This is a genomic window from Vibrio sp. 1151_11, assembly GCF_029478525.1.
Classification (GTDB): Bacteria; Pseudomonadota; Gammaproteobacteria; order Enterobacterales; family Vibrionaceae; genus Vibrio; species Vibrio anguillarum.
Genome location: NZ_SHMN01000006.1, coordinates 41,912 through 67,190 on the forward strand (window position 1 = coordinate 41,912; position 25,279 = coordinate 67,190).

Consider the following 25,279-nt stretch of genomic DNA (forward strand, 5'->3'; position numbering starts at 1 on the left):
GATTTCAAGGATGACAGACAGCCCTGTACTGGCACTCGCAAAAGATCTCATTAGTCGCCAATCAGTAACTCCTGAGGATGCAGGTTGCCAAGACCTGATGATTAAACGCTTACAAGCGCTAGGGTTTGAAGTGGAAACAATGGTCTTTGAAGATACCACTAATTTTTGGGCTCGCCGCGGCACTCAATCGCCTCTTTTTGCCTTTGCTGGCCATACGGATGTGGTTCCCGCTGGTCCTTTAGCGCAGTGGCATACAGCGCCGTTTGAACCGACTGTAATTGATGGTTATTTACATGGGCGCGGGGCGGCAGATATGAAAGGCTCGCTTGCTTGCATGGTTGTCGCTGTTGAGCGCTTTATTGAACAGCACCCTAACCATCAAGGTTCGATTGCCTTTTTGATCACTTCAGATGAAGAAGGGCCATTTATCAATGGCACCACTCGCGTAGTCGATACGTTAATGGCGCGTAATGAGCCAATTGATATGTGTATCGTCGGTGAGCCATCGAGTACATTAAATGTGGGCGATGTGATAAAAAATGGCCGTCGTGGCTCAATTACAGGCGATCTACAGATAAAAGGGATTCAAGGACACGTTGCTTATCCTCACCTTGCTAATAACCCGATTCACCAAGCCTTGCCTGCGCTAGCCGAACTTGCGGCAATAAAATGGGATGAAGGGAACGCTTATTTCCCACCGACCAGCTTCCAAATTCCAAACTTGCAAGCTGGTACGGGGGCATCAAACGTCATCCCCGGTGAGTTTGACGTGCAGTTTAACTTCCGTTTCAGTACCGAGTTAACCGATGAAGAGATCAAGCGCCGCGTGCATTCTATCTTAGATGCCCATGGATTGGATTATGAATTACGCTGGACATTAAGCGGCCAACCTTTCTTGACCGATACGGGTTCATTACTGACTGCCGTCGTTAAAGCCGTCGATGAGGTGAACCACAAATCCCCAGAGCTATTGACGACAGGGGGCACATCTGATGGACGCTTTATTGCCCAGATGGGCGCACAAGTGGTCGAACTTGGTCCTGTTAACGCGACAATTCATAAAGTTAACGAGTGCGTTAAGATCGCCGATTTAGAGAAACTGACGGATATGTACCAAAAAACCTTAGAGAATTTATTGGTGTAACCCATGACTCCAGAGCAGTTGACCGGACAAACCGACTCCCATTTAACATCAGTGCTGATTGGGCAGAAATCTTTCTTGGTTCACCCCGGGGTGATCCAAGATTTGCTCGATTTAAAGCAAGCAGCTGACGATGCTGGTTTTGATTTCCATATCGCCAGTGGGTTTCGTGATTTTGAACGCCAGTTGAACATCTGGAATCGGAAAATGTCAGGGCAAGCCGAATTACTTGATAATAACAGTCAACCGGTAAACCCTGCTCAGTTAAGCGAAGAACAAAAGATATTCACGATTTTGCGCTGGTCAGCGCTGCCCGGTAGCAGTCGCCACCATTGGGGTTGTGACTTTGATGTTTTTGATCGCAAAGCATTACCGACAGGTGTCACGCTCAAGCTTGAACCGTGGGAATATCTCTCAGGCCACCAAGCTCCTTTTTATCAATGGATGAAAAAGCATTTACCTAAGTTTGTTTTTTTCTTCCCCTACCAAGGAAAGAAAGGCGGTGTTGCGTTTGAACCTTGGCATATTAGCCACAAAACAGCGGCTAAAGACTGCCTTGACCTGTTGACGCCAAGCGTATTGGCGACACAGCTTGAAAACATGCCGCTCCTAGGTGTGTCGACGGTACAAGAGAACTTAGATCGGATCTACACTCAGTACATTGTTAACATCAGCCAACCGGAGTCCTGATATGGAATTCATTACCAACCCTTGGGTTATCACTATTGTAATCTTAGCGGTGTTTATCGGTAATATTGCCGCGCTGAAATACACGGCTAACATGAAATTTGGCTTGAAAGGGAAGAAGAGTGATCTGGATAAACTCAACGAACTTGATAAGCACGAAGACTCAGATTCAGAGCAAAAATAAAGGGACTTTCGTCCCTTTATTTTTCATGGATTCGTCATCACAATTACTGACGCTCGGCAATCGCCGACAGTACAGGCACCATATCTTTCAATAGCTCCTCTTCCACCGGTTTGCCAGCTGAATTGGTCACGTTGATCGAGGTACGGTTACCTAGATCACCTAACAAGAAGGTGTAAGTTCCACTTTTCAGCGAGATAGGTTTCACGCCAATGTCTTGCCAAAAGGCGTCATCTGGCGCGGAGTATTTCGCTTTTATTGTACCTTGAGATTGGTTGCGCTCTTCGAGCGTAAAACCGAACTGCGGCATAAGATTAGGCAAACGTTGCCACAGAACATCGTAAGAGGTACGAGCAATAATGACAGGGAAACCACTACGGTCACTGCCCATCGTAATGGGGATCTGTTTAACCAACTGTTGAGCTTTACGTGCTGCTTCTTGACGTAGATCGGTATCGTAACGAGCCGTGACCAAATTGGTCATGAACGCATTATAACGCTCTTTATTGGTAGCACTCACTGGCATCTCTTTGCCACCTTCACGCCAACCAGTCAATGAAATCTTAAAGCCAAAACGATTATTCGCCATCACTCGTGAGATTTGGTAGCGGCTACCAATCTCAACTTCTTCATCTTCAGAAACCCAAGTCACCCAATCAGTATCAATCTGGTTTTCACTTTGTGCAGCGATACCAATGTTTCGCTCTTTAAGCATGGCTAACGCAGTTTGCCACACCTTGTCGGCTTCATCTTGCTTGATCATCCATAATGTCACTTCGCCATTTTGGCGCTCGGCACGCGCGCCAGGGATCAATTCTAATACTTGTTGAGGAGGACGAATATCCACAGTACGGCCAATGCCACCTTGGAAGTCACCTTCTGGTATTTGGTAGTTAAGATAAAACTGCGGAGTGGCTCCTTCAGGAAGTTGCCACTCTTTTAGAGCCGGGGTTTCTAAATAAGCAAAATCATCTTTTGCTTGGCGACGCTGAGAAGCGTTACCAGCACATGCGCTTAAAACAAAAACAGCTAGTGAACTGATAACTAGCTGATGAGTAAATTTCATTCAAACTCCTAGACTGCCGAGGAAAAAGCCTCGGCACAATATTGAATCGATTTAGAAGATACAAGCTTCGGTCATGGCTTGGGCAACCGTTGAACGTACAGGTTCAGACAGTTCAGTCAAAGGTAGACGTAGATCACCATTTGTAATCAATCCCATTTTGTGAGCAGCCCATTTCACTGGGATCGGGCTCGACTCAACAAATAGACCTTTATGCAAAGGCATCAAACGTTGATTAATAAGCTCAGCCTCGTCGAACCGGCCTTCTAATGCTAAGTGCATCATCTGCGCCATATCTTTAGCGGCAATATTATTCGTCACCGAAATAACACCTTGTCCACCTAATTTAACGAACTCTAAACCTGTCGCGTCATCACCACTTAATAAGATAAAGTCTTTTCCACAAAGTTCACGATGCAGAGCCACTCGGCTCAAATCACCCGTTGCATCTTTTAAGGCGACAATCGTTTTAATTTCAGCAAGGCGAGCGACGGTTTCAGGACGCAAATCAACCGCTGTACGGCCTGGTACATTATAGAGAATCTGAGGGATATCAGTCTCTTGAGAAATTGCTTTGTAGTGTTGAAATAAACCTTCTTGGGTTGGTTTATTGTAATAAGGAGTCACACTTAAACAGCCAGCAATACCTGTATTATTTAATAAACGGCTAAACGTTACCGCTTCATGAGTAGCATTCGCACCCGTTCCCGCAATCACAGGAATACGTCCTTCGGCAAACTCGACGGTTTTTGCGACAACTTTGACATGCTCTTCAACGGTTAGCGTGGCAGATTCACCCGTTGTTCCGACGGCAACAATGGCGTCAGTTCCGGCTGTCACGTGAAAGTCCACCAGCTTCTTCAAACTAACAAAATCAACCTCACCATCATGATTAAACGGTGTAATGAGCGCTACGATACTTCCTGAAAACATGTCCATCTCCCTAATTTGTTACTTTCTGCATGGTACTGTAAGGCGATTGAAAAACACAAGGGATTAAATTCGCTTAATCAGCCCATTTGGATGAATATTTATCAGATGTTAGAGGTTTAACAAACAACATCAATTAAGGGCAAACTTTATAGCGGATCTGAATATGTCGATGTCAACAACACGTTATTTTCAAGACGGAGTTCTTAAAAAGCTATTCCACCACCGTTCCTCTATAATTTAACTGTGATAACATGCCCAAAACGATAAAAGTGAAGCGATATTATGACTCAGCATCTAGTGATCACTGCTGTAGGGACAGACCGCCCTGGTATCTGTAATGAAGTGGTACGTTTAGTTACGCAATCAGGCTGCAATATCATCGATAGCCGAATTGCTTTGTTTGGCAAAGAGTTCACGCTCATCATGCTGGTCTCTGGCAATACAAACCACATCACCCGAGTAGAGACAACCTTACCTTTATTAGGCCAACAACATGATCTCATCACCATCATGAAACGTACATCACCTCATGATTATCAAGATAATGCCTATACGGTTGAAGTGTTTGTTGAGTCTGAAGACAAAATTGGCCTAACAGAGAAATTCACTCAATTTTTTGCCAATCGTAATATTGGTATGGCTTCACTGAGTGCGCAGACGATTCATAAATCAAAGTTACGCCTTGATCACGACCAATTTCATATTGCCATTACCGCCAGTGTCGATTCAGGGTGTAACTTAATGCAACTACAAGAAGAATTTGACAGTTTATGCAAGACACTGGATGTACAAGGTTCTCTTAACTTTATAAAAAACAGTCAATAAAAAAGGAAGAATAATGAAAACGCTTACTGCAGGCACGCCAGCACCTGCTTTTTCACTTTTAGATCAAGATGGAAATACCGTTTCCCTTGCTGATTTCTCAGGGAAAAAGGTGTTGTTCTACTTTTATCCTAAAGCCATGACACCAGGTTGTACTGTTCAGGCTCAAGGCCTTCGAGATGTAAAAGCAGAACTCGATGCTCATAACGTAGTGGTACTCGGAGTCAGCACCGATCCCGTGAAGCGTTTAGGTAAATTCATTGAACGTGATCACTTAAACTTTACTTTATTATCCGATGAAGACCACGTGGTTGCTGAACAGTTCGGCGTATGGGGTGAGAAGAAGTTCATGGGCAAAGTGTATGATGGTCTACACCGGATTAGCTTTTTAATTAACGAGCAAGGTATCATTGAACAGGTTTTTGATAAATTCAAAACCAAAGATCACCATGAAGTGGTACTTGATTATCTAAACGCCCAATAATCAAAACTCGACTGAAATAAAAAATGCCAGTTCTTAATACTGGCATTTTTGTAACACGACTAATCAAAAGTTGATGTGTAATTACACAATGAACTTATTGAGCAGAGCATCTTGCTCACGAACGTTTTCCGTTTGAACCTGCATTGCGATATTGGCTTCTTCAGCAGATTGTGCCACTTGCGTCGACAAATCTTTAATCTTCACTGTATTGGTGTTGATCTCTTCAGCCACAAGGCTTTGCTCTTCTGCCGCAGATGCAATTTGGATATTCATGTCCGAAATCACTTGTATCGCATCACGAATACGATTCAATGCCGAATTTGCCGTTTTCGCTTTATTCACCGCATCAACAGCCGTCGTTTTACTTTCATTCATAGCCGAAGAGACAGAACTCGCTCCTGCTTGTAATTGCTCAATCATACTGCGAATTTCGGTGGTCGATTGTTGAGTGCGCTGAGCTAGTGTACGCACTTCATCAGCAACAACGGCAAAACCACGGCCAGATTCACCCGCTCGAGCCGCTTCAATCGCCGCGTTTAAGGCAAGCAAGTTAGTTTGATCAGCAATGTCATTAATCACTTTCAAAATAGTTTCAATATTCGCCGTCGCGGACTCTAGGCCTTTCACCTCTTCCACCGCTTGGTCAATGCGGGCCGATAAATTGTCGATCGACAATGTCGTTTCACTGACCACACTGGAACCATCTTGCGTTGCTTCATCGGCTTCTTTCGCCGCTGCTGCTGCACCTTGCGCATTATTGGCAACTTCTGTCGATGTCACCGCCATTTCGTGCATTGCGGTTGCAAGCTGCTCTAGCTCTTGTAACTGAGTACGCATTGCTTCGGCCGATTCATGAGCTCCCTGTACCGTAAGCTCTGTACCACGCATGATCTCTTCACCAATCGCTTTTGATTGCGTGATCTGCTTTTGCAGCGTCTCGGTAAAGGTATTAAACCCTGATGCGAGTTGAGCAAACTCTTGGTCCGTATTGGTATCCAAGCGCTTGGTTAAATCCCCCTGCCCTGAGGCGACATCTTGAATCGCTTCATTGAGCACACCTAATGGACGCATTAACACTTTAATCAGTAGCGTCAAGCCAATCACACTCAACACAAGCCCAATTAACGTATAGATAATAGAGCTATTGCGTAATACGCCAATCGCATTGAAGGCGATGGATTCATCAACAATCGCACCGATGTACCAGTTCTCACTTGGAATATGAGTGAAGCTGACGAGATAACGGGTACCATCAATTTCAATCTGTTGGTCCCCCTCTTTCAGAGTCACTTGCGGTAAATAAGTCGATAACTTCTCACCATTATTTTTGGTATCAGGGTGAGCAATCGTCGCTCCGTCACCTGAAACGATAAAGAGGTAACCCGCATCGAATAAATTAATAGAGTTCACCAATTCAGCTAAACCCGTCAATTCCATATCGTAGAACATGGCACCAGAGAATCGACCTTGATCGTAAATAGGCGTACCAATAGAAATGATCACATTTTTGGTAGAAATATCGACATACGGCGCTGTAACGATAAGTTTTTTCGATGCTTTAGCATCCACAAACCAAGGGCGCTTGCGAGGATCGTAATCAGCGCTTGGCTCCCAACCGTCATCATTCTCCACCACTTTACCATCGGATTCATATCCTAACCCTATGGCTAAAAAGCTTTTTTTCAACTTCGGTTTTTCAAGAATGTTTTTAACGTAATCCCGGTTGAGCGGATCAAGCTCAATCACCTCAGTCATTGACTGAGCCAAGGATTTTTTGCTTTCCGTTTCAGAAACAATGGTGTTTTTAACCCCTGCTTCCATTTCACTCAGACTTTTTGTAACTAGAGATTCTATCTCCGAGCGAACAATGCTCAGTTGCTGAATGGAAATAAGCGAGACGGTAACAAGCAGAAGTGCAGAAGAAGCTGCAACTATTTTTTGGCTAAACTTCATAAGTATCCCTCATTGATGCCAAATTAATTATCATTTTTGTGGTTATAGTTAGTTATCGCCAAGTTACAAAAAATCTATAGCTTTTTTTACACATCTCCTTAGTTCAGTCTAATCAATATTTACTATTTGGCAAAAAAAAGCCCAAAACGGTTACGGTTTAGGCTTCCTTAATGATTCTGTTTACTCTCTATTTTTTATTTATAATTCAGCGGTTTTAGGACGATTCAGCCTCAACAACAGGTTCATCTGTGCTGGGCAAAGCATGCCATACTGCTTTTACTAGAGTGGCAAGAGGAATAGCAAAAAATACGCCCCAAAACCCCCACAGCCCACCAAAGACCAACACCGCGACAATGATAGCAACGGGATGTAGATTAACGGCTTCAGAAAATAGAACGGGAACCAATACATTGCCATCCAAAGCTTGGATGATGCCATAAGCAATTAATAATGTGTAAAACGGCGGAGTCATGCCCCATTGGAAGAGACCAACAATGGCAACTGGCACCGTCACAGCGGCCGCGCCAATATAAGGGATCAAAACCGATAGGCCCACAGCCACAGCAAGTAACACAGAATAACGTAAATCAAGAATGGCGAAAGTGACGTAACTGATACTACCAACAATCAGTATTTCTAACACTTTTCCACGGATGTAGTTTGAGATTTGTTGGTTCATCTCTTGCCATACTTTAGCCGCGAGTTTACGGTTGCGTGGCAATAACCCACTGGTCATTCGCAGCATTTCATTCTTATCTTTCAATAAAAAGAACACCAGCAACGGCACTAAAATGAGATAGACACCCAAGGTGGCCAAACTCACAAGAGAAGCAAGTGACCCTTTAACGACACTTTCCCCCATACCTAAAGCCTGGTTCTTCGCATTGCTTATCACCGACTCAACAATCTGTAAATTATCGAGTTCAGGGTAACGTTCAGGAATACTCAAAATGAAGCTTTGCAACCCTGCATACATGTTAGGAATGTCATTGATTAAATTACCAACCTGTTTCCAAATGGTTGGTACTAAACCAAAGATAGCCAGCAGCATCAAACCGACAAACAGCAAAATCACCAAAATTACGGAAACGGACCTAGGAAGCCCAAAACGGCGCAATTGCATTACTGGCCACTCAAGTAAATACGCCAGCACAATGGCTACAAGCAGCGGCGCAATCAAATGACCGAAGAAATATATCGTTACAAAACCAAAAAACAGAATAGCAACCAGACTAACGGCATGAGGATCAGAAAAGCGTCTTTGATACCAACGAGTTACCATTTCAAACATTTAATCGAGTTCCTTAATTACTTTTAGCCAAAAATAGCCGGGTGACGTGTTCCACTGGCAACGAAAGCCATGAGCAGACAAATATTTTTCTATATCCTGTCCTGAGCTGACGTCGTTAAGCCAAATGTCTAATACCTCACCCAAAACCAATTGAACAGTGTGACGCTTCGCAAGTAATAAAGCCATCGGACAACGCTGCTGGCGTAAATCCAGAATATTTGGTTCCATTCTTCTGCTCAATGCTTAATATAGGCCTGCCATTGTATCGAGTTTTGACTGGCATGCCAGTGTTTATCGATACTCAAACACCGGCTGGCTTACTCTTCTCTCTCTACAATTTTTGGCCGTTATTTTGAGTTGGAAACCAATTCACACATTCAATGTCATACAGACAAGAAGCTCACGGAATATCACTGACAAATATGAAGTTTAAACGCGCTCGATCCTTACTTTGCCTCTGTATTACTGTGGCGATAAACGCCCCTTCCTTGAGCTATGCCGATACCATAGAGCTACCGGACATTGGGACAGTAGCAGGTTCGACCTTGACGATTGATCAAGAGCTTATTTATGGCGATGCTTATATGCGCATGCTGCGTAACAGCCAGCCTATCGTCAATGATCCGGTGATAAACGAGTACATCGATAGCCTAGGGCATAAATTGGTTGCCAATGCCAACGATGTAAAAACACTGTTCACCTTTTTTATGATCCGCGATCGCAACATCAATGCGTTTGCCTTCTTTGGCGGTTATGTTGCGTTGCACTCTGGGTTGTTTTTGCATGCACAAACAGAAAGCGAACTCGCTTCGGTTCTTTCGCACGAAATTGCCCACGTCACGCAGCGCCATTTAGCACGCAGTATGGAAGACCAAGCCAGACGCTCACCAGCAACAATCGCCGCATTGGCAGGCTCTTTGTTACTGGCTATTGCGGCACCTGAAGTGGGCATTGCCGCCATTACCGCCACCACTGCAGGCAGTATGCAAAGCCAAATAAACTATACGCGCAGTAATGAGAAAGAGGCTGACCGATTTGGTATTGCAACGCTAGCCAAAGCGGGGTTTGATGCCCAAGCCATGCCAAGGTTTTTTGGCCGCCTCGCTGATGAATATCGTTACGCGAGTAAACCGCCACCGATGTTACTAACCCATCCGCTGCCAGAAGATCGTATTACCGACAGCCGTGAGCGCGCCCAACACTACCCGCCTATGCGCCTTCAACCTTCATTGGATTACCATTTAGCACGCTCGCGAATTGTTGCTCGCTATGCTGGGATTGATAATGAAGCCGCTCTTGATTGGTTTAAGCGTGCGGAGAAAAAAGAGAGTGCGACTCTCGCGCCAGCCTTCCAATATGGCAAAGCCTTGGTTTATCTCGATAGCAAGCAATTTGATAAATCAGAGGCGATTTTATCAAAGCTGGTTGCACAAGACCCAACAAACAATTTCTATCTTGATGCGATGGCCGATCTCGATATCGCTCTAAATCAAGCGGCCAAAGCCCAAACCTTGCTCGAGAAGGCACTCAAACAGAAACCGAACAATCCAACCTTAACAATTAACTACGCCAACAGCTTGTTAAAACAAGATAAATTGTCTGATGCCATTCGGGTATTGCAGCGCTACACCCATGACAACCCTAATGATACCAACGGCTGGCATTTGCTATCAGAAGCGAATATCGGCATTGGCAATAGCCAAGAAGATCTTGCTGCGCGGGCGGAGCTTTTAGCGCTCAAAGCCAATTGGAATAAAGCAATTCAATATTACACTCAAGCAAGTCAACTCGCCGAACTTGGCAGCTTAGAACAAGCTCGCTACGATGCACGCATTGACCAATTGATGGTGCAACGAGACCGATTCTTATCACTCCAATAATCACAATACAACGAGGAGAAGTTATGTCAGTCGTGATTTATCACAACCCTAAATGCTCAAAAAGTCGTGAAACTCTGGCACTGCTAGAAGACCGCCAGTTAAAGCCACAGATCATTAAATATTTAGACCAAGCGCCAACCATCGAACAGTTGAAAACCTTGTACGCTCAACTCAGGCTACAGCAGGTTCGTGACATGATGCGCACTAAAGAAGAGCTCTATAAAGAACTTGGCCTAAGTGATGATGCACTTACTGATGATCAACTATTTTCAGCCATGGCCGCGCATCCTAAGTTGATTGAGCGTCCCATTGTTGTCGCCAATGGTAAAGCGCGCCACGGCCGTCCACCAGAGCAGGTACTTGAGATTTTATGAGTATTAAAGTCGTCGTACTTTATTACAGCAGGCACGGTTCAACGCAAGCACTGGCACGGCAAATCGCACGCGGAATTGAAGCACAAGGCGCGACAGCGCTCTTGCGCACCGTTCCGGCGCTAGACAACCATGCAGAGCAAACGACCGATCCCTACCTGACTCTGGATGAGTTAAAGCAATGTGATGGTTTGGCTTTTGGCAGCCCAGTCTGGTTTGGCAATATGGCCGCGCCACTGAAGCATTTTTGGGACCAAACGACCCCTTTATGGATTAGCGGCGCATTAATTGATAAACCCGCTTGCGTGTTTACTTCTTCATCCTCTTTGCATGGCGGCCAAGAGAGTACGCAACAGAGTATGATGCTGCCACTGATGCATCATGGCATGTTAATCGTTGGCATCCCTTATTCAGAGCCTGCACTGCATACCACAACCTCTGGAGGCACGCCATATGGTGCAAGCCATGTCGCAACACACTCGCCACAACTCACTACGCACGAAAGTGAACTGGCTAAAAATTTAGGAAAACGGCTGGCAATGCTAGCCAGCCGATTAAAGGACAGATTATGACGGCAGAAATGATGCCAAGCACCAAGCAGTACCGATGGCTAGCTTTACTGAGTAACTTATCCCTAATTATATGGGTGGTTTTATGGCAATTCTCGCTCTCTCCTCACCCTCATCTTAATCATGTTGCATTGGCCATTGCATGGGTTATCCCACTGCTTTTACCATTACCGGGAATTTTGGCCGGAAAACCCTACACTCACGCCTGGGCCAACTTTGTTTTAATGCTCTACTTTCTACACGCATTGACGCTGGTTTATGTTGATGGAGGGGAGCGCTGGTTAGCGGTAGTGGAACTGCTACTTACATTTGCCGCTTTTGTCGGTAATACCTTGTATGCTCGCCATCGCGGTAAAGAGCTCGGACTGAAACTCAAGCGTCTATCTGAAGTCGAAAAGCAAGAGAAAGCCAATTTTACCCACGATAATCAACCATAGAGTCAATCCATGACAGGATTGCCTATTCTTCTCATACAAAAAGAGCCCTGATGGGCTCTTTTTGATTATCTCAGCATTTGTTCAAGAGGTGACTGAGTACTTTACGCTTGCCACTCAAAAGAGAGCACTCGCTTCACTGGTTCAGTGATGGCCTGAGATAATGACGGTTCAGGTGTGACTTGCAAAGAGCCTGACTCCACAGCAGAATCATCAACCTCTGCTGCTGGGGTAAGCTGTGTTGGCACACTCTCTGGCTGTGGGTCGTCAATTTTAGCGACTTTGCCCATGCGTAGCACTTCTTGCTCAAACTCGGACTCTAAAGCCAACAAATGCACTTCGAAAGTGATTTCCTCACCTTGAATCTTGAGAATGTCCAAAGAAGCAACAGAGCTTAAGCGCTTCAACTTATTCTCCAAGGTAAAGAAATCCATTGCATCATCAATCGGGCTAAAACGAGCAAGCAGCGAAGAAGAGGATTCACTGGCCACGATAACCGAGCTCTTTCTTGCATAGTAATCACTCAATTGATCGACCATTTGTTCAATGGCATCGTCACCAGACGCTTGACCAGACAGTGGCGCTTTCGTGGCTTGTGCCATTTGAGCGGCGGGTTGATCATACAAACTCCAGCGCACACCATTACTTTGTACTCTGACCACCAATACCGCATCAGTTGGATAACGTTGGCTAGCCATGCTGATAGGCTGCACGAAACCGCCCCACAAATCCGATACTTCCACACCAGTAATATCATCAAAATCACCCACAGGCACTGTGATAGGCAAACCGCGAGTTTGAGTCGCGTCTTTAAGCTGTTTTAGCGTACTCGTGTCAGAGTGTTCCCATGCAATGCTGCGCTCATAACCTGACTCTTCAATCAACCAGACTAAAACATTAGCTCGGTTTTCAGGCCAAAATGGTAATTGAGCTTGAGTTAGTAATGTGCGGATATGCGGTGCGCTAAACCCCATAACAATCGAAGATTGCGCCCCATTTTGACCATAACTGATTTGCGCTAAATATTGCGAATTCTGCCTTAAGGCTTTTTTAATCACCTCATTGTTCACCGCATTCCTATCACCCGAAGCTCGAACAATCACTTCGCTCATCCCTTTGATACGAGCATTCGCGTCGGCATTGTCTTGCTGTTGATCAATCACGACTTCGGTATGGTATAAGTCGACCTTGGTTAAGGCATAAGCAGGGAGAGTGAGTAAGCTCATCACCAACATAGCTAAATAGCGCATACTGTTCCTATGATCTGTTTTGTGAACGTCGATGATAAGCAACTATCCGGTCCGCGGCAAGGAATCCACGGCAGAGTTCGGTGATAATTTCATCAACATTTGTGACTTTATTTGATCTAGTTTCAATGGCAATCGTTTGCAAAAGTGATAGAATCCCGCGAATTTTTATTTTGCTTCAGGGAAATCATGATGAAAAATGCCATCCAAGGCGCACAGATGCTCTTCGTCGCATTTGGTGCGCTGGTTCTTGTCCCACTGTTAACTGGGCTTGATCCTAACGTTGCACTATTTGGCGCCGGTGTCGGTACCCTTTTATTCCAACTTATTACTCGCCGCTCTGTCCCCATCTTTCTTGCTTCTTCTTTTGCCTTTATTGCACCGATTATGTTTGGCATCCAAACTTGGGGCGTTGCCTCGACGATGGGCGGTTTAGTGGCCGCTGGTTTTGTCTACATACTACTGGGAGCGATCATCAAAGTCCGTGGCGTAGAAATCATCCACAAAATTTTACCTCCTGTCGTGGTTGGCCCGGTGATCATGGTGATTGGCTTAGGCCTTGCGCCTGTTGCTGTAAACATGGCGCTAGGTAAAACTGGAGATGGTTCGGTACAACTGATTAGCTCAGATGTAGCGATGTGGATCTCTTGCGTTTCACTGTTAACCACCATCACGATTAGCGTTTTTGCCAAAGGTTTTCTCAAACTGTTGCCGATCTGCGGCGGTATTTTTGCAGGCTATCTTTTGGGCCTCTATTTTGGTGTAGTGGATTTTACTCCTGTTACGCAAGCGGCTTGGCTGTCAATGCCGAACTTCACTTTCCCTGAATTCAACATCAACGCGATCTTGTTCATGATCCCGGTTGCAATTGCTCCGGCAGTCGAACACGTGGGCGATATGCTCGCGATCTCAAACGTCACTGGAAAAGATTACATCAAGAAACCTGGGCTACATCGCACCATTGCGGGTGACGGTGTTGCCACCATCGCAGCCTCTATGCTGGGTGCGCCACCAAACACTACATACAGCGAAGTGACGGGTGCTGTAATGCTGACGAAAGCCTTTAATCCAGTAATCATGACTTGGGCTGCGATCACCGCGATTGTATTAGCATTGGTTGGTAAGCTGGGCGCGCTACTGCAAACCATTCCAATTCCCGTAATGGGCGGCATTATGATTTTGCTGTTCGGTTCAATTGCAACGGTTGGCCTAAACACACTGATTAAAAATCATGTCGATCTTCACAAGTCTCGTAACTTAGTGATTGTGGCAGTGACATTAGTGTTTGGTATCGGCGGCATGGCCTTTGGTATCGGAGAGTTTAGCCTACAAGGTGTCAGCTTATGCGGTATCGTAGCCATTATTCTAAACTTGATCCTTCCTAATGACTTAGGAGAAAACCATGTGGTGGATAACGCCCAGATGGAAGAAGAGATCAAACTGAAGAACTAATTTTGCCAGTCAATCCGGCCTCACTCGAGGCCGGATTTTCATTCTCTATTCTTGACACAATTCAACAAACTCACCTCGCGTTAATAACGCAAGATCGCTCGGTGCCAATTCAATCTCTAAACCGCGTTTACCTGCACTGACACAGATGGTCGATTGTTCTTCTGCGCTGAGATGAATGAAAGTCGGTAGTGCTTTTTTCTGCCCAAGCGGGCTAATGCCACCGACCACATAACCTGTGGTTTTTTGCGCTATGTCTGGATTAGCCATTTCCGCTTTTTTCGACTTAGCCGCTTTGGCCGCACGCTTTAAGTTTAATTTTTGATCAACAGGAATAATCGCGACAGCGAGATTTTTCGGCTCGCCATTTAAGCAAAACAGCAGTGTTTTAAACACTTTTTTCGGATCTTGTCCCAAAACCTCAGCCGCTTCTAAACCATAACTGCTGTGATTAGGATCATGTTGATATTGATGGAGAGTGTGAGGAATTTTTTTCTTTTTCGCCAAATCAATCGCAGGTGTCATCGTGCTTATCTCAAAGTAACCGTTAGTGCCAATAAAAAAGCGATGCCTAAGCACCGCCTTTAGTTAAAATGATTGCTCACAATGAGTCAAACTCTTTATCGCACTATCACTTATAGACAATTTCGCCCGCTGGCGCATATTGGTTCACATCAATTGGACTGTGTGCTTCGAGGTAGTCTTTCAATACTTCCGCGTCCACAAAGCCTGTATTGACATAACCTGGGTGATCGGAGATTTTTGGATAACCATCACCACCAGCTGCGTTGTAGCTAGGTACGGTGAAGCGATACGTTTCGTCCAAACGGAGCTGCTTATCACCAATAAAGACATTCGATACCTTACCATTGGCCACTGTCATCGAAATCCCCGCGAATTGTACATAAGCGCCAGAATCAACAGGTTTGGTCGCCACTTCATTGAGGTAATCCAACACTTCAGCCCCGGTCATATCGGTATAAGTGAGAATATTGGCAAAAGGTTGTACTTTAAGCACATCTTTATAAGTGATTTTTCCTGCATCAATCGAATCGCGCACGCCACCAGAATTCATCACCGCAAAGTCGGCTTTTGCGCGTTCCATATGAGAAAGTGCAATCAAACGACCTAAATTGGTTTGTTGGAAACGCACAACGTTGCGATCCCCTTCTAACTTGCCATTACTTTGTGCAATGACCACATTCAGTTTCTCTTGACCTTGTTCTTGATATGGGCGCAAAAAGTTAAGCATTTCTGGATCTTCAGCGATTTGATCTTGAATCAGTACGCGCTTACTCTCGCCATTCACTTTCACTTTTTTCTTCAGGTTTACGGGGATCAGGTTGTAGCTCACCATGTTCAGTTCACCATTACGGAATTCGTAATCCGCACGGCCAACATACTTACCCCATTCATGCGCTTGCACTATGTAAGTACCGTTTTGCATATCAGGCTTACATTCATTTCCCGGATGGAAGTTTTTCTTCACCACATTAGGGCCTTCCATGCAGACAGGCTCTTGAGAGTGGCCGCCGACGATCATATCGAGAGAACCTTCATCCAAGTATCGTGCAAGCGCAACATCACCCGGTGCATTCACACCACGTTGGCCATTTTCATAATGGCCCATGTGGGTAACGGCAAAAATAAGGTCCGGCTTTTCCGTTTTCTCAATTTCTGCGATCAGTTTTTTCGCTTCTTCTTTTGGATCTCTAAACTCAATACCACCAATGTATTCAGGGTTGCCAATTTTAGCGGTATCTTCAGTCGTTAAACCGATAACCGCTATTTTCACGCCCTGTTTATCAAACATTTGGTAGGCTTGGAATAGACGTTTTCCGGTCGCTTTATCGTAAATGTTGGCCGACAGCATTGGGAAATTCGCCCACTCTTTTTGCTTAAACAGAACCTCGAGCGGGTTATCGAATTCATGGTTACCTAACGCCATCGCATCATAACCAATCTTGCTCATACCTTTAAAATCAGGCTCTGCATCTTGTAGATCAGATTCAGGAACTCCGGTATTAATATCGCCACCAGAAAGAAGCAGTACGCTGCCGCCTTCAGCTTCAATATCAGAGCGAAGATCATCGATCAGCGTTTTACGTGCCGCCATACCATACTCGCCATATTTGTTTTGCCAGAAACGACCGTGGTGGTCATTAGTGTGTAACACGGTGAGTTTATAAGTCGTATCTTCCTTCCACTCATGAGTGGGTTGAGTTGCGCAACCCATAAGGGCTGTAAGAATGGCCGCGCTGAGCGCTGTTTTTAGAATAAGACGTTGTTTCATTATCATACCTTTGAACTTGAAAAATCCACTGCTTGTGAGGGGGAGGTTATGGTCAACGTTGCAAACACAAAATCAAGCCATACCGATAAACTTGACCCAGTTTAAATTAACATCTTAAAGGTGACAGATTGATTTCATATTTATGTAGAATTGATCACTATAAAATCAATTCAAAAATGTAACGGTTGCCACAGGTTACACGTGAAATTTTAATGGATCACAGGCAATCGTTTTCTTTCCTAAACACGAAAAAATAAGGAAAAGTGAGCACTTAGACAAGATAAACAGGTTTGGAAAACATTCGATAAAATTTGACCACCTTGCGGTGGCCAAATTATGAGTGGTAGATCCAACAAAAAATCAGCGGATATCGATATGAGCAAAGCTCTTGATCAAATCATCTAACGCTTTCATTTGTGCAAGGAAAGGTTCAAGTTTATCCAAAGGCAGTGCCGATGGACCATCGCAACGCGCTTTATCTGGGTTTGGATGCGCTTCAATAAAAAGGCCCGCAATCCCGGCAGCAAGACCTGATTTTGCTAACTCAACTGTCTGTTCACGACGCCCACCAGAAGCTGCGCCAGAAGGGTCGCGCATTTGCAGTGAATGGGTCACATCAAAAATAATTGGGCTGCCGTTTGATACTTTTTTCATCACACCAAAACCCAACATATCAACGACCAGATTATCATAGCCATGGCAAGCACCACGTTCACACAAAATCACTTTGTCGTTGCCGCACTCTGCAAATTTTTCCACGATATTGCCCACTTGACCAGGGCTCATAAATTGTGGTTTTTTCACGTTGATCACTGCACCTGTTTTCGCCATCGCTTCGACAAGGTCAGTTTGACGAGCAAGAAACGCTGGCAGTTGAATCACATCAACCACCTCAGACACAGGCTGAGCTTGAGCTTCTGTGTGCACGTCAGTGATGATTTTGACGCCAAAGGTCTCTTTTAGCTCTTGGAAAATTTTCATTCCCTCTTCCAAGCCGGGGCCACGATAAGAGTGAACAGAGCTGCGGTTTGCTTTATCAAAAGAAGCTTTAAACACATAAGGGATACCGAGTTTATCGGTCACTTTCACGTAATGCTCACAGATTTGCATCGCTAAATCACGGGATTCAAGGACGTTCATTCCAGCAAACAGAGTAAACGGTTTGTCGTTGGCAACGGGAATATCACCCACGTGGACGATTTTTTGTTCCATTTTATTCTCTCTCATTTAGCGGTTAATGCAGCGTAATAGCTTCAAAGCTTAATGCATTAACTTGATTTTTTAATAACTCAGCCGCCGGATCATTCGGACAATGATCAATAAAGTATTGATAATCGGATAAGGCAATTTGGTGACAATCCAGTTGCTGATAGATAAAGCCGCGATCGCGGATTTCATACGGATCATCAGGAACAAAAGTCAGCGCTAAATCAGTACAACGCAGCGCTAAGGTATAACGCTCTTCTCTTAATAGTGCGCTCTTTAGTAGTGCCAGCCAACGACCGATCACCGTCGGATTATCTGTCACTTCCAAATGACTCGATTTCAGCTTAGACAAAACCCCTTTATGCCCAACTAACCACGCTTGCAGTATATGTAATGAGACGGTTTCACCAGTAAAAGGGTTAATATAAATCGGTGATTCATCGCACCAATGCAACTGCAATAAAAACTGTGTGGGAAAGGTAATACCTTGTAAAGGAAAGCCTAGCTTGCGCGCAAAATAGAGCAACAGCGCACCTAAACTGACGGGAATACCTTTGCGGTGCTGCAACACTTTATCGATAAAGGCATTACGTGAATCAAAATAAGCCTCTCTGTCACCGCGAAAACCCCATTGTTGGTAAAACAGATGCAACAACGCTTCGAAACGCTGTTTGTCATCCTGTTCATTAGCTAACTCGTGTTTTGCTTGTGTAAGCAAACGGGCCAACTCTTGGCGTGCCCATTCATCCTCAGTTTCAGGATTGACGGCCTTGTTTAAGATCAGCGCCCCTTCCACCAATTCCATTGCATCAAAATCTTCATCGAACCATTCAAACATAATGCCGCTCGGATGCTGTTAGCCTAAAAACATAGCCGTTTTTACGATGGCGATTTTTCCCGCCATAGCAAGCCAACCTAATGCGCCCAAAAAAGCAAAGGTACGCAACAGCTTATTCCGGCCCAGTTTGAGCGCAAAGAAGCCCAGTGCAATGTACGCCATCACACAGGTCAGCTTCTCAGTTAACCAAGGTGCGGCTGGGGTAAATGGGATAAAACCAGACATCACAATCAACGCGATACCCGATAACAACAACAGCGAATCGTTAATATGAGGAAAACGTTTCAAAAAAGGGTGTTGCAGCCATTTGGAATCCATCATCATCAAGGCATAACGTACCGACAACAATAGTGCACTGACCGCAATGGTCAGTAGATGAAAATGTTTTAATCCTTCGTACATGATGCTCTCTCTTCTGAGTGCGAATATTGACCCAGAGTCACTCGGTCATTACCCGCATAATCCTTTTCTGTCACTACATGGTGATAGCCGAGTGACTCAAATAACGCTCTGACTGCCGCCCCTTGATCATAACCATGTTCAAACAGCAGCCAGCCTTGTTGCTGCAAATAGTGACGCGCATTCTCTGCAATGTGTTTAATGTCAGCCAAGCCTTTGTCTTTGGCCACCAGCGCACTTAAAGGCTCAAAACGTACATCCCCCTGCGTGAGATGGGGATCATTCTCTTCAATATACGGTGGATTGGAGACAATTAAAGCAAACTTTGTACCGAGCTTTAAAGGTTCAAACCAACTACCTTGTAAAAATGTGACATTGGTAATAGTTAAACGCTGCGCGTTTTCCAACGCTAATGCTTGCGCTTCAGGGCGTAAATCGATACCGACCACATGACGTTCAGGTAGCTCGGACGCTAGCGCTAATGCGATTGCGCCAGTTCCTGTGCCTAAGTCCAAAATATCCCCTTGCGTCTGCTGGCTTTTTTCTAACGCAATTTCAACCAAGCGTTCAGTATCCGGCCGAGGAATTAATGTCGAAGGCGAAACTTTCAGTGGCAGCGACCAAAACTCACGTTCCCCAACCAAATAGGCCACAGGCTCCCCCGTCACTCGACGCGTAATCAGCGAGCAAAATTGCCGCGACTGCGTTTCGCTTAAGGTCTTTTCAGGCCAAGTCAGCAGATAAGAACGTGGTTTATCCAGTACATGGCAAAGCAGCACCGCTGCATCCACAGAAGGCGAATCACTGCCGCCTTCTTGGAGTTGAGCAATCGCGGCTTTCAACGCATCATCAATACGAGATAACGTCATGGGATCAGTGTTGATCGGCAAGAGCGGCAAGTTGGTCTGCTTGATATTCTTGAATGATTGGATCAATCAAGCTTTGCAGATCCCCTTCCATCACTTCATTAAGACGATAAATGGTTAAGTTAATACGATGATCGGAAACGCGACCTTGCGGGTAGTTGTAAGTACGAATACGGTCGCTACGATCACCAGAACCCAGTAGGTTACGACGAGTATCGGACACTTCGGCTGCGCGCTTCGCTTCTTCCGCTTGTGCAATACGAGCGGCCAATACGGCCATCGCTTTGGCTTTGTTTTTGTGCTGTGAACGCTCATCCTGACACTCAACTACCGTGCCAGTTGGTAAGTGGGTAATGCGGATCGCAGAGTCGGTGGTGTTTACGTGCTGACCACCCGCGCCCGATGAGCGGAAAGTGTCAATTTTCAGATCGCTAGCTTTAATTTCTGGAATTTCGGCTTCAGGAATTTCGGGCATGATCGCGACGGTACAAGCGGAAGTATGCACACGACCTTGAGATTCCGTGGCCGGTACACGCTGTACGCGGTGACCGCCTGATTCAAACTTAAGCACACCGTAAGCGCCATCACCACTCACTTTAGCAATCACTTCTTTATAGCCGCCATGCTCAGCATAACTAGCGGACATAATTTCGATACGCCAGCTCATTTTCTCAGCATAACGGCTGTACATACGGAACAGATCGCCAGCAAAAATACCCGCCTCATCACCGCCCGCCCCTGCACGAATTTCTAAGAAGCAGTTGCGATCATCGTTCGGATCTTTTGGTAGCAGCAGAATTTGCAATTCATCAGTGAGACATTCAATTGTCGCTTTGGCCGCTTTTATTTCCTCTTGAGCCATCTCTCGCATTTCAGCGTCTTCGTCTTTGGTCATCTCTTCCGCGGCAACTAAATCCTCTTGCGCTTGTTGGTAAGCTTGGAAGCATTTAGTGACTTCCTCAAGCTGAGAGTACTCTTTTGACAAAGTACGGAATTTATTTTGATCACTAATTACGGTAGGCTCGCCAAGCAGGCGCTGAACCTCTTCGTAACGCTCAACAAGGGATTCAAGCTTAACTAAAATCGACGCTTTCATAGTTTCTTCTTTAATTCGGAGTGACGGATATTATCGAGGGTCGTCAAGACCCAAACTTTGTCTAATCACGGCCAATTTAGCCGGTTCACCTAACTCGGCAGCGCTTTGCAATGCTCGGGTTGGTGTGTGGATCAATCGATTGGTGAGTTTGTTACTTAACTCAAGTAACACTTTTTCAGGATCGCCCCCAGCAGCCAGTGCCTGCAAGCTTTTGCTGAGCAATTCTTGACGAATTTCGTTGGCCGATTGACGGTATTCTCGGATGCTGTCTACTGCTTGCAAGGAGCGCATCCAGCTCATAAAGGCAGCGCTCTCTTCACTGACAATCGCTTCAGCTTGAATGGCTTCAACTTTACGCTGTTCCATATTGCTGTCTACAATCGACTGAAGATCATCAACCGTATACAGATAGGCATCGTTTAAATCCCCGACCTGCGATTCAATATCACGAGGCACGGCAATATCAATCAGTAACATGGGTTGATGGCGGCGCACTTTAATCGCACTTTCTACCATCCCTTTGCCAATAATCGGCAGTGGGCTGGCGGTTGAACTGATGACGATATCCGCGTGAGCGAGATAGTCAGGTATCTCATTGAGTGCAATCACTTCAGCGTCAAACTGCTGTGCAAGCCCCATCGCTCGCTCGCGGGTTCGGTTGGCGACTATCATACGTTTACATTGATGACTTGCTAAATGCTTCGCAACCAGTTCGATGGTTTCACCCGCCCCAACCAACATTACCGTTGAATCAGAGAGTGATTCAAAGATCTGCTTTGCCAACGTACAAGCAGCATAAGCCACCGAGACCGCACTGCCGCCTATTTCGGTTTCGGTGCGCACACGCTTAGCTACCGAGAATGCTTTTTGAAATAGTTTTTCAATCGCTGAATCAGCCGCGTTATGCTCGCGAGCATCCGCATAGGCTTGCTTCACCTGCCCTAAAATCTGCGGCTCACCCAATACCAGTGAATCCAGACCACAAGCCACTCGCATCAAATGACGAATAGCGGCTTGTTCTTCGTGTACATACAAACTCGGTTTAAGATCTTCAGGATTCACATGATGGAACTGAGACAACCAATCGATTAACTTACTTTTGCTCGATGATTTTACATCACAATAAATTTCCGTGCGATTACAGGTAGAGACAATAACGCTACCTTGAACGCTGGAACTGGACGCAAGTTGTCGCAAGGCTTCTGATAATTTATCAGGACCAAACGCCACTTTCTCTCGCAGTTCTACCGACGCTGTATTGTGATTTATTCCAATAGCAAGCAAGGACATCTATAGAGGTTTCTCGGTTCAGGAAATGTAAATAGGAGCCGAATTTTACTTGATGCCCTGTTTTAATGAAAGGGCAACAGGGATTTGTTTTCCCGACTTCGTGATATCAATGATATAGTGAGGCGTTTTTACGGCCTTCACTGTGTAAATAATGGGCAGATATGACACGCGCAAATAGACTGATTTTAACTCTCCTCACTCTGCTAACACTCTTTGGTTGCACAAACTTACCCTCAACAAGGGTCGAGAGCGTCGGCTGGCAGCAACACCAACAGCAATTGCAAACGATCCGCGAGTACCAAGCCAGCGGAAAACTCGGCTATATATCACCACAACAGCGTCAATCCCTCAATTTTCATTGGCAAAAAAACGCCGACCATAGCCAGCTTCGTCTCTCAACATTTTTAGGGCAGACCGTTTTAAATCTCTCCATCTCGCCTCAGGGCGCCCAGGTCAAAACGTATGATGATCAAATTATCGATGCGCAGAATGCGGATGCTTTAGTTTACGAGTTAACTGGGTTATCGATCCCCATTGAGCAGCTACAAGATTGGCTGCTTGGGCTACCAACCGAGGCGGATGGTTTTCAATTGAATCAAAATAATTTGTTGGCATCGTTAGATAAACAGCTAGGGCTTAGCCGCTGGCACTTGGAATATTTGAACTACCAAGCTTATCCCTTCGTCTCAACATCCGCTTCTTCCACTTCAGTGCCACTTCCGGCCAAACTGAAGCTGACTCAAGATCAAGTTTCATTAAACCTCGTCATTTCAAAGTGGACCCTAACGCCATGATTTGTACCCCAACCCACTGGCCATCACCCGCTAAGCTCAACCTGTTTCTGTACATCACAGGGCAAAGAGCCGACGGGTATCATGAATTACAGACACTGTTTCAATTTCTCGATTTTGGTGATGAGTTAACCATTACCGCCAATCAGTCTGGCGAAATAACTCTCACACCAGCCATTGCTGGCGTTGCGCTACAAGACAACTTGATTTGGAAAGCGGCCATCGCCTTACAAAAGGCAAGTGGATGCCGCTATGGCGCGAGCATTGAATTAAATAAAGTTTTGCCAATGGGCGGTGGCATCGGTGGCGGCTCTTCCAATGCTGCAACCGTGCTTGTTGCACTGAACTACTTATGGCAAACCAATTTATCACAGCAAGAACTCGCTACGCTCGGTTTAACACTCGGGGCGGATGTTCCCGTTTTTGTCCATGGCTTTGCCGCATTTGCTGAAGGCGTAGGTGAAAAACTGACCCAAACCGAACCAAAGCAAAAATGGTATTTGGTGGTTCGGCCTAATGTGAGCATTGCAACGAAAGATATTTTCACTCATCCCCAATTGATAAGGAACACGCCAAAACGAGCGCTAGCAACGCTTCTCGAACACCCTTACGAAAACGATTGCGAAAAAATTGTCCGAATGCTGTACCCAGAGGTTGATAAGCAACTTTCATGGCTGCTACAATACGCGCCGTCAAGATTGACTGGGACGGGATCTTGCGTTTTTGCCGAATTTTCTAGCAAAGTAGAAGCGGAAGCTGTCCTTGCCAAGCTCCCTGACACAGTCTTCGCGTTTGTCGCCTTAGGGTGTAACATTTCGCCACTGAAAAAGACTCTGGCTGAATACCAATTCGCCAACACCCGACCTATTTAAAAACTGGACGCAACCCTGAGGTTTCCACCGTGCCTGATATGAAGCTATTTGCTGGTAACGCCACACCTGAACTAGCCCAACGTATTGCTGAACGTCTATACATCTCTCTTGGTGATGCTACTGTTTCTCGTTTCTCCGACGGTGAAGTTGCAGTGCAAATCAACGAAAATGTTCGTGGTAGCGATGTATTTATTATTCAATCTACTTGTGCTCCTACTAATGACAACTTAATGGAATTAGTAGTGATGATTGATGCAATGCGCCGTGCTTCAGCAGGCCGTATTACTGCTGTCATCCCATATTTTGGTTATGCCCGTCAAGACCGCCGAGTGCGCTCTGCTCGTGTACCGATTACTGCAAAAGTTGTTGCAGATTTCCTTTCAAACGTTGGTGTTGACCGCGTTTTGACCATCGACCTTCACGCAGAACAAATCCAAGGCTTCTTTGACGTCCCAGTAGATAACATCTTTGGTACGCCAGTGTTGCTTGAAGATATGAAAGCGCGTGGGTTAGAAGATCCTGTTGTGGTTTCACCTGACCTTGGTGGCGTGGTTCGTGCTCGTGCGACTGCAAAAGCATTAGGTGATATCGACATCGCAATCGTTGATAAACGTCGTCCACGCGCCAACGTGTCTGAAGTTATGAACCTGATTGGCGATGTTGATGGGCGCGATTGTGTGATCGTGGATGACATGATCGACACTGGCGGCACTTTGTGTAAAGCCGCTGAAGCGTTGAAAGAACGTGGAGCAAAACGTGTATTTGCTTACGCAACGCACGCGGTATTCTCAGGTAACGCAGCGAAAAATATCAAAAACTCAGTACTAGACCAAGTTATCGTCACAGACTCGATCACCCTATCTAAAGAGATGGCGGCAACCGGCAAAGTGACACAATTAACCTTGTCTAGCATGCTTGCTGAAGCGATTCGTCGCATTAGCAACGAAGAGTCTATTTCTGCCATGTTTAATTAAAACTCAGTTTATTTACTGAGTTTTAAATGCTTTTAAAGCACTTCATTGAAAAATGAGGTGCTTTTTCCTTTGTTATTTTAGCGCCTCGCACCCTTTCCCTTTTGTGTGCTATCATACCGCGCTTTTGATATTGCAAAGAGATCCTAACC

Annotated in this window: 27 protein-coding genes; 13 read left to right on the forward strand and 14 right to left on the reverse strand. The window is 45.4% G+C overall.

What is annotated here, in order from left to right:
• Positions 1-10: 10 nt before the first annotated feature.
• From dapE to EXZ60_RS06420, 3 genes are read left to right on the forward strand one after another with little or no spacing between them, the layout of a single operon-like run.
• Positions 11-1,144 carry a succinyl-diaminopimelate desuccinylase gene (dapE, locus tag EXZ60_RS06410; protein ID WP_017045749.1) on the forward strand — a complete coding sequence of 378 codons (1,134 nt, stop codon included), beginning with the start codon at positions 11-13 and terminating at the stop codon, positions 1,142-1,144.
• Between the two features lie 3 nt (positions 1,145-1,147).
• Positions 1,148-1,831 (forward strand): M15 family metallopeptidase, encoded by a 684-nt coding sequence (locus tag EXZ60_RS06415; protein WP_277435467.1) that lies wholly within the window; start codon positions 1,148-1,150, stop codon positions 1,829-1,831.
• A gap of 1 nt (position 1,832) precedes the next feature.
• A complete protein-coding gene (locus EXZ60_RS06420; RefSeq protein WP_170906945.1) occupies positions 1,833-2,012 on the forward strand; it encodes a DUF2897 family protein in 180 nt (59 codons plus the stop codon).
• 43 nt (positions 2,013-2,055) lie between these two features.
• Here the strand turns inward: EXZ60_RS06420 and bamC are convergent, their stop codons facing one another.
• Both bamC and dapA read right to left on the reverse strand, forming a co-directional pair.
• On the reverse strand, positions 2,056-3,075 hold the full coding sequence (gene bamC, locus EXZ60_RS06425) for an outer membrane protein assembly factor BamC (protein WP_088729052.1): 1,020 nt from the start codon (positions 3,073-3,075) through the stop codon (positions 2,056-2,058).
• A 51-nt stretch (positions 3,076-3,126) separates the two neighbouring features.
• Positions 3,127-4,005 (reverse strand): 4-hydroxy-tetrahydrodipicolinate synthase, encoded by an 879-nt coding sequence (dapA, locus tag EXZ60_RS06430; RefSeq protein WP_026028067.1) that lies wholly within the window; start codon positions 4,003-4,005, stop codon positions 3,127-3,129.
• A 282-nt stretch (positions 4,006-4,287) separates the two neighbouring features.
• Between dapA and EXZ60_RS06435 the strand changes: the two genes are divergently transcribed.
• Together EXZ60_RS06435 and bcp are read left to right on the forward strand one after the other, a co-directional pair.
• Entirely contained in the window at positions 4,288-4,830 is a 543-nt protein-coding gene (locus EXZ60_RS06435; protein WP_017042763.1) for a glycine cleavage system protein R, read from the forward strand.
• A 13-nt stretch (positions 4,831-4,843) separates the two neighbouring features.
• Positions 4,844-5,311: a thioredoxin-dependent thiol peroxidase gene (gene bcp, locus EXZ60_RS06440; RefSeq protein ID WP_013856283.1), complete on the forward strand. Its 468-nt coding sequence runs from the start codon at positions 4,844-4,846 to the stop codon at positions 5,309-5,311.
• A gap of 81 nt (positions 5,312-5,392) precedes the next feature.
• Here the strand turns inward: bcp and EXZ60_RS06445 are convergent, their stop codons facing one another.
• From EXZ60_RS06445 to EXZ60_RS06455, 3 genes are all read right to left on the reverse strand, one after another.
• Complete coding sequence (locus EXZ60_RS06445; RefSeq protein ID WP_277435468.1) at positions 5,393-7,264, reverse strand: methyl-accepting chemotaxis protein; 1,872 nt, start codon at positions 7,262-7,264, stop codon at positions 5,393-5,395.
• A gap of 214 nt (positions 7,265-7,478) precedes the next feature.
• Positions 7,479-8,555, reverse strand: a complete 1,077-nt coding sequence (locus EXZ60_RS06450) for an AI-2E family transporter (RefSeq protein WP_277435469.1) — start codon at positions 8,553-8,555, stop codon at positions 7,479-7,481.
• A complete protein-coding gene (locus EXZ60_RS06455; RefSeq protein WP_017042766.1) occupies positions 8,556-8,783 on the reverse strand; it encodes a sulfurtransferase TusA family protein in 228 nt (75 codons plus the stop codon). It lies immediately after the preceding gene.
• A gap of 194 nt (positions 8,784-8,977) precedes the next feature.
• Between EXZ60_RS06455 and EXZ60_RS06460 the strand changes: the two genes are divergently transcribed.
• Genes EXZ60_RS06460 through EXZ60_RS06475 form a run of 4 tightly spaced genes read left to right on the forward strand, consistent with a single transcriptional unit; the run spans position 8,978 to position 11,812 of the window.
• The gene (locus EXZ60_RS06460) at positions 8,978-10,435 is read left to right on the forward strand and encodes a M48 family metallopeptidase (protein WP_277435470.1); all 1,458 of its coding nucleotides are present in this window, start codon (positions 8,978-8,980) and stop codon (positions 10,433-10,435) included.
• A 23-nt stretch (positions 10,436-10,458) separates the two neighbouring features.
• Positions 10,459-10,809, forward strand: a complete 351-nt coding sequence (arsC, locus tag EXZ60_RS06465; protein ID WP_170898752.1) for an arsenate reductase (glutaredoxin) — start codon at positions 10,459-10,461, stop codon at positions 10,807-10,809.
• Positions 10,806-11,378 carry an NAD(P)H:quinone oxidoreductase gene (wrbA, locus tag EXZ60_RS06470; RefSeq protein WP_017042769.1) on the forward strand — a complete coding sequence of 191 codons (573 nt, stop codon included), beginning with the start codon at positions 10,806-10,808 and terminating at the stop codon, positions 11,376-11,378. Before arsC ends, wrbA begins: the two co-directional genes overlap by 4 nt.
• On the forward strand, positions 11,375-11,812 hold the full coding sequence (locus EXZ60_RS06475) for a DUF2069 domain-containing protein (RefSeq protein WP_094125221.1): 438 nt from the start codon (positions 11,375-11,377) through the stop codon (positions 11,810-11,812). Before wrbA ends, EXZ60_RS06475 begins: the two co-directional genes overlap by 4 nt.
• Before the next feature lie 101 nt (positions 11,813-11,913).
• On the opposite strand, the gene EXZ60_RS06480 is transcribed toward EXZ60_RS06475, so the two are convergent.
• On the reverse strand, positions 11,914-13,059 hold the full coding sequence (locus EXZ60_RS06480) for a DUF2066 domain-containing protein (RefSeq protein ID WP_277435471.1): 1,146 nt from the start codon (positions 13,057-13,059) through the stop codon (positions 11,914-11,916).
• A gap of 189 nt (positions 13,060-13,248) precedes the next feature.
• Here EXZ60_RS06480 and EXZ60_RS06485 point away from each other — a divergent pair, with 189 nt between their 5' ends.
• Positions 13,249-14,508, forward strand: a complete 1,260-nt coding sequence (locus tag EXZ60_RS06485; protein ID WP_010320498.1) for a uracil-xanthine permease family protein — start codon at positions 13,249-13,251, stop codon at positions 14,506-14,508.
• Between the two features lie 45 nt (positions 14,509-14,553).
• On the opposite strand, the gene ybaK is transcribed toward EXZ60_RS06485, so the two are convergent.
• The 8 genes from ybaK to hemA form a co-directional block, all read right to left on the reverse strand.
• Positions 14,554-15,030: a Cys-tRNA(Pro) deacylase gene (gene ybaK, locus EXZ60_RS06490; protein WP_094500388.1), complete on the reverse strand. Its 477-nt coding sequence runs from the start codon at positions 15,028-15,030 to the stop codon at positions 14,554-14,556.
• Positions 15,031-15,136: 106 nt separating this feature from the next.
• Positions 15,137-16,798: a bifunctional UDP-sugar hydrolase/5'-nucleotidase UshA gene (ushA, locus tag EXZ60_RS06495; protein ID WP_277435472.1), complete on the reverse strand. Its 1,662-nt coding sequence runs from the start codon at positions 16,796-16,798 to the stop codon at positions 15,137-15,139.
• A 360-nt stretch (positions 16,799-17,158) separates the two neighbouring features.
• The gene (gene kdsA / locus EXZ60_RS06500) at positions 17,159-18,010 is read right to left on the reverse strand and encodes a 3-deoxy-8-phosphooctulonate synthase (protein ID WP_026028071.1); all 852 of its coding nucleotides are present in this window, start codon (positions 18,008-18,010) and stop codon (positions 17,159-17,161) included.
• A gap of 22 nt (positions 18,011-18,032) precedes the next feature.
• Positions 18,033-18,842, reverse strand: a complete 810-nt coding sequence (locus EXZ60_RS06505; RefSeq protein ID WP_017045759.1) for a SirB1 family protein — start codon at positions 18,840-18,842, stop codon at positions 18,033-18,035.
• Between the two features lie 18 nt (positions 18,843-18,860).
• Positions 18,861-19,244 carry a SirB2 family protein gene (locus tag EXZ60_RS06510; protein WP_017047864.1) on the reverse strand — a complete coding sequence of 128 codons (384 nt, stop codon included), beginning with the start codon at positions 19,242-19,244 and terminating at the stop codon, positions 18,861-18,863.
• Positions 19,229-20,110, reverse strand: a complete 882-nt coding sequence (gene prmC / locus EXZ60_RS06515) for a peptide chain release factor N(5)-glutamine methyltransferase (protein WP_017045760.1) — start codon at positions 20,108-20,110, stop codon at positions 19,229-19,231. The genes EXZ60_RS06510 and prmC overlap by 16 nt, the downstream gene beginning before the upstream one ends.
• Positions 20,111-20,114: 4 nt before the next feature.
• The gene (gene prfA / locus EXZ60_RS06520) at positions 20,115-21,203 is read right to left on the reverse strand and encodes a peptide chain release factor 1 (RefSeq protein WP_096036609.1); all 1,089 of its coding nucleotides are present in this window, start codon (positions 21,201-21,203) and stop codon (positions 20,115-20,117) included.
• Positions 21,204-21,233: 30 nt separating this feature from the next.
• Positions 21,234-22,493, reverse strand: a complete 1,260-nt coding sequence (gene hemA / locus EXZ60_RS06525) for a glutamyl-tRNA reductase (RefSeq protein WP_047687796.1) — start codon at positions 22,491-22,493, stop codon at positions 21,234-21,236.
• Positions 22,494-22,654: 161 nt separating this feature from the next.
• Between hemA and lolB the strand changes: the two genes are divergently transcribed.
• From lolB to EXZ60_RS06540, 3 genes are read left to right on the forward strand one after another with little or no spacing between them, the layout of a single operon-like run.
• Positions 22,655-23,287 (forward strand): lipoprotein insertase outer membrane protein LolB, encoded by a 633-nt coding sequence (lolB, locus tag EXZ60_RS06530; protein WP_017045762.1) that lies wholly within the window; start codon positions 22,655-22,657, stop codon positions 23,285-23,287.
• Positions 23,284-24,156, forward strand: a complete 873-nt coding sequence (ispE, locus tag EXZ60_RS06535; RefSeq protein WP_019280893.1) for a 4-(cytidine 5'-diphospho)-2-C-methyl-D-erythritol kinase — start codon at positions 23,284-23,286, stop codon at positions 24,154-24,156. Before lolB ends, ispE begins: the two co-directional genes overlap by 4 nt.
• Positions 24,157-24,185: 29 nt before the next feature.
• Complete coding sequence (locus EXZ60_RS06540; protein ID WP_010320509.1) at positions 24,186-25,130, forward strand: ribose-phosphate pyrophosphokinase; 945 nt, start codon at positions 24,186-24,188, stop codon at positions 25,128-25,130.
• The last annotated feature ends 149 nt before the right edge of the window (positions 25,131-25,279 follow it).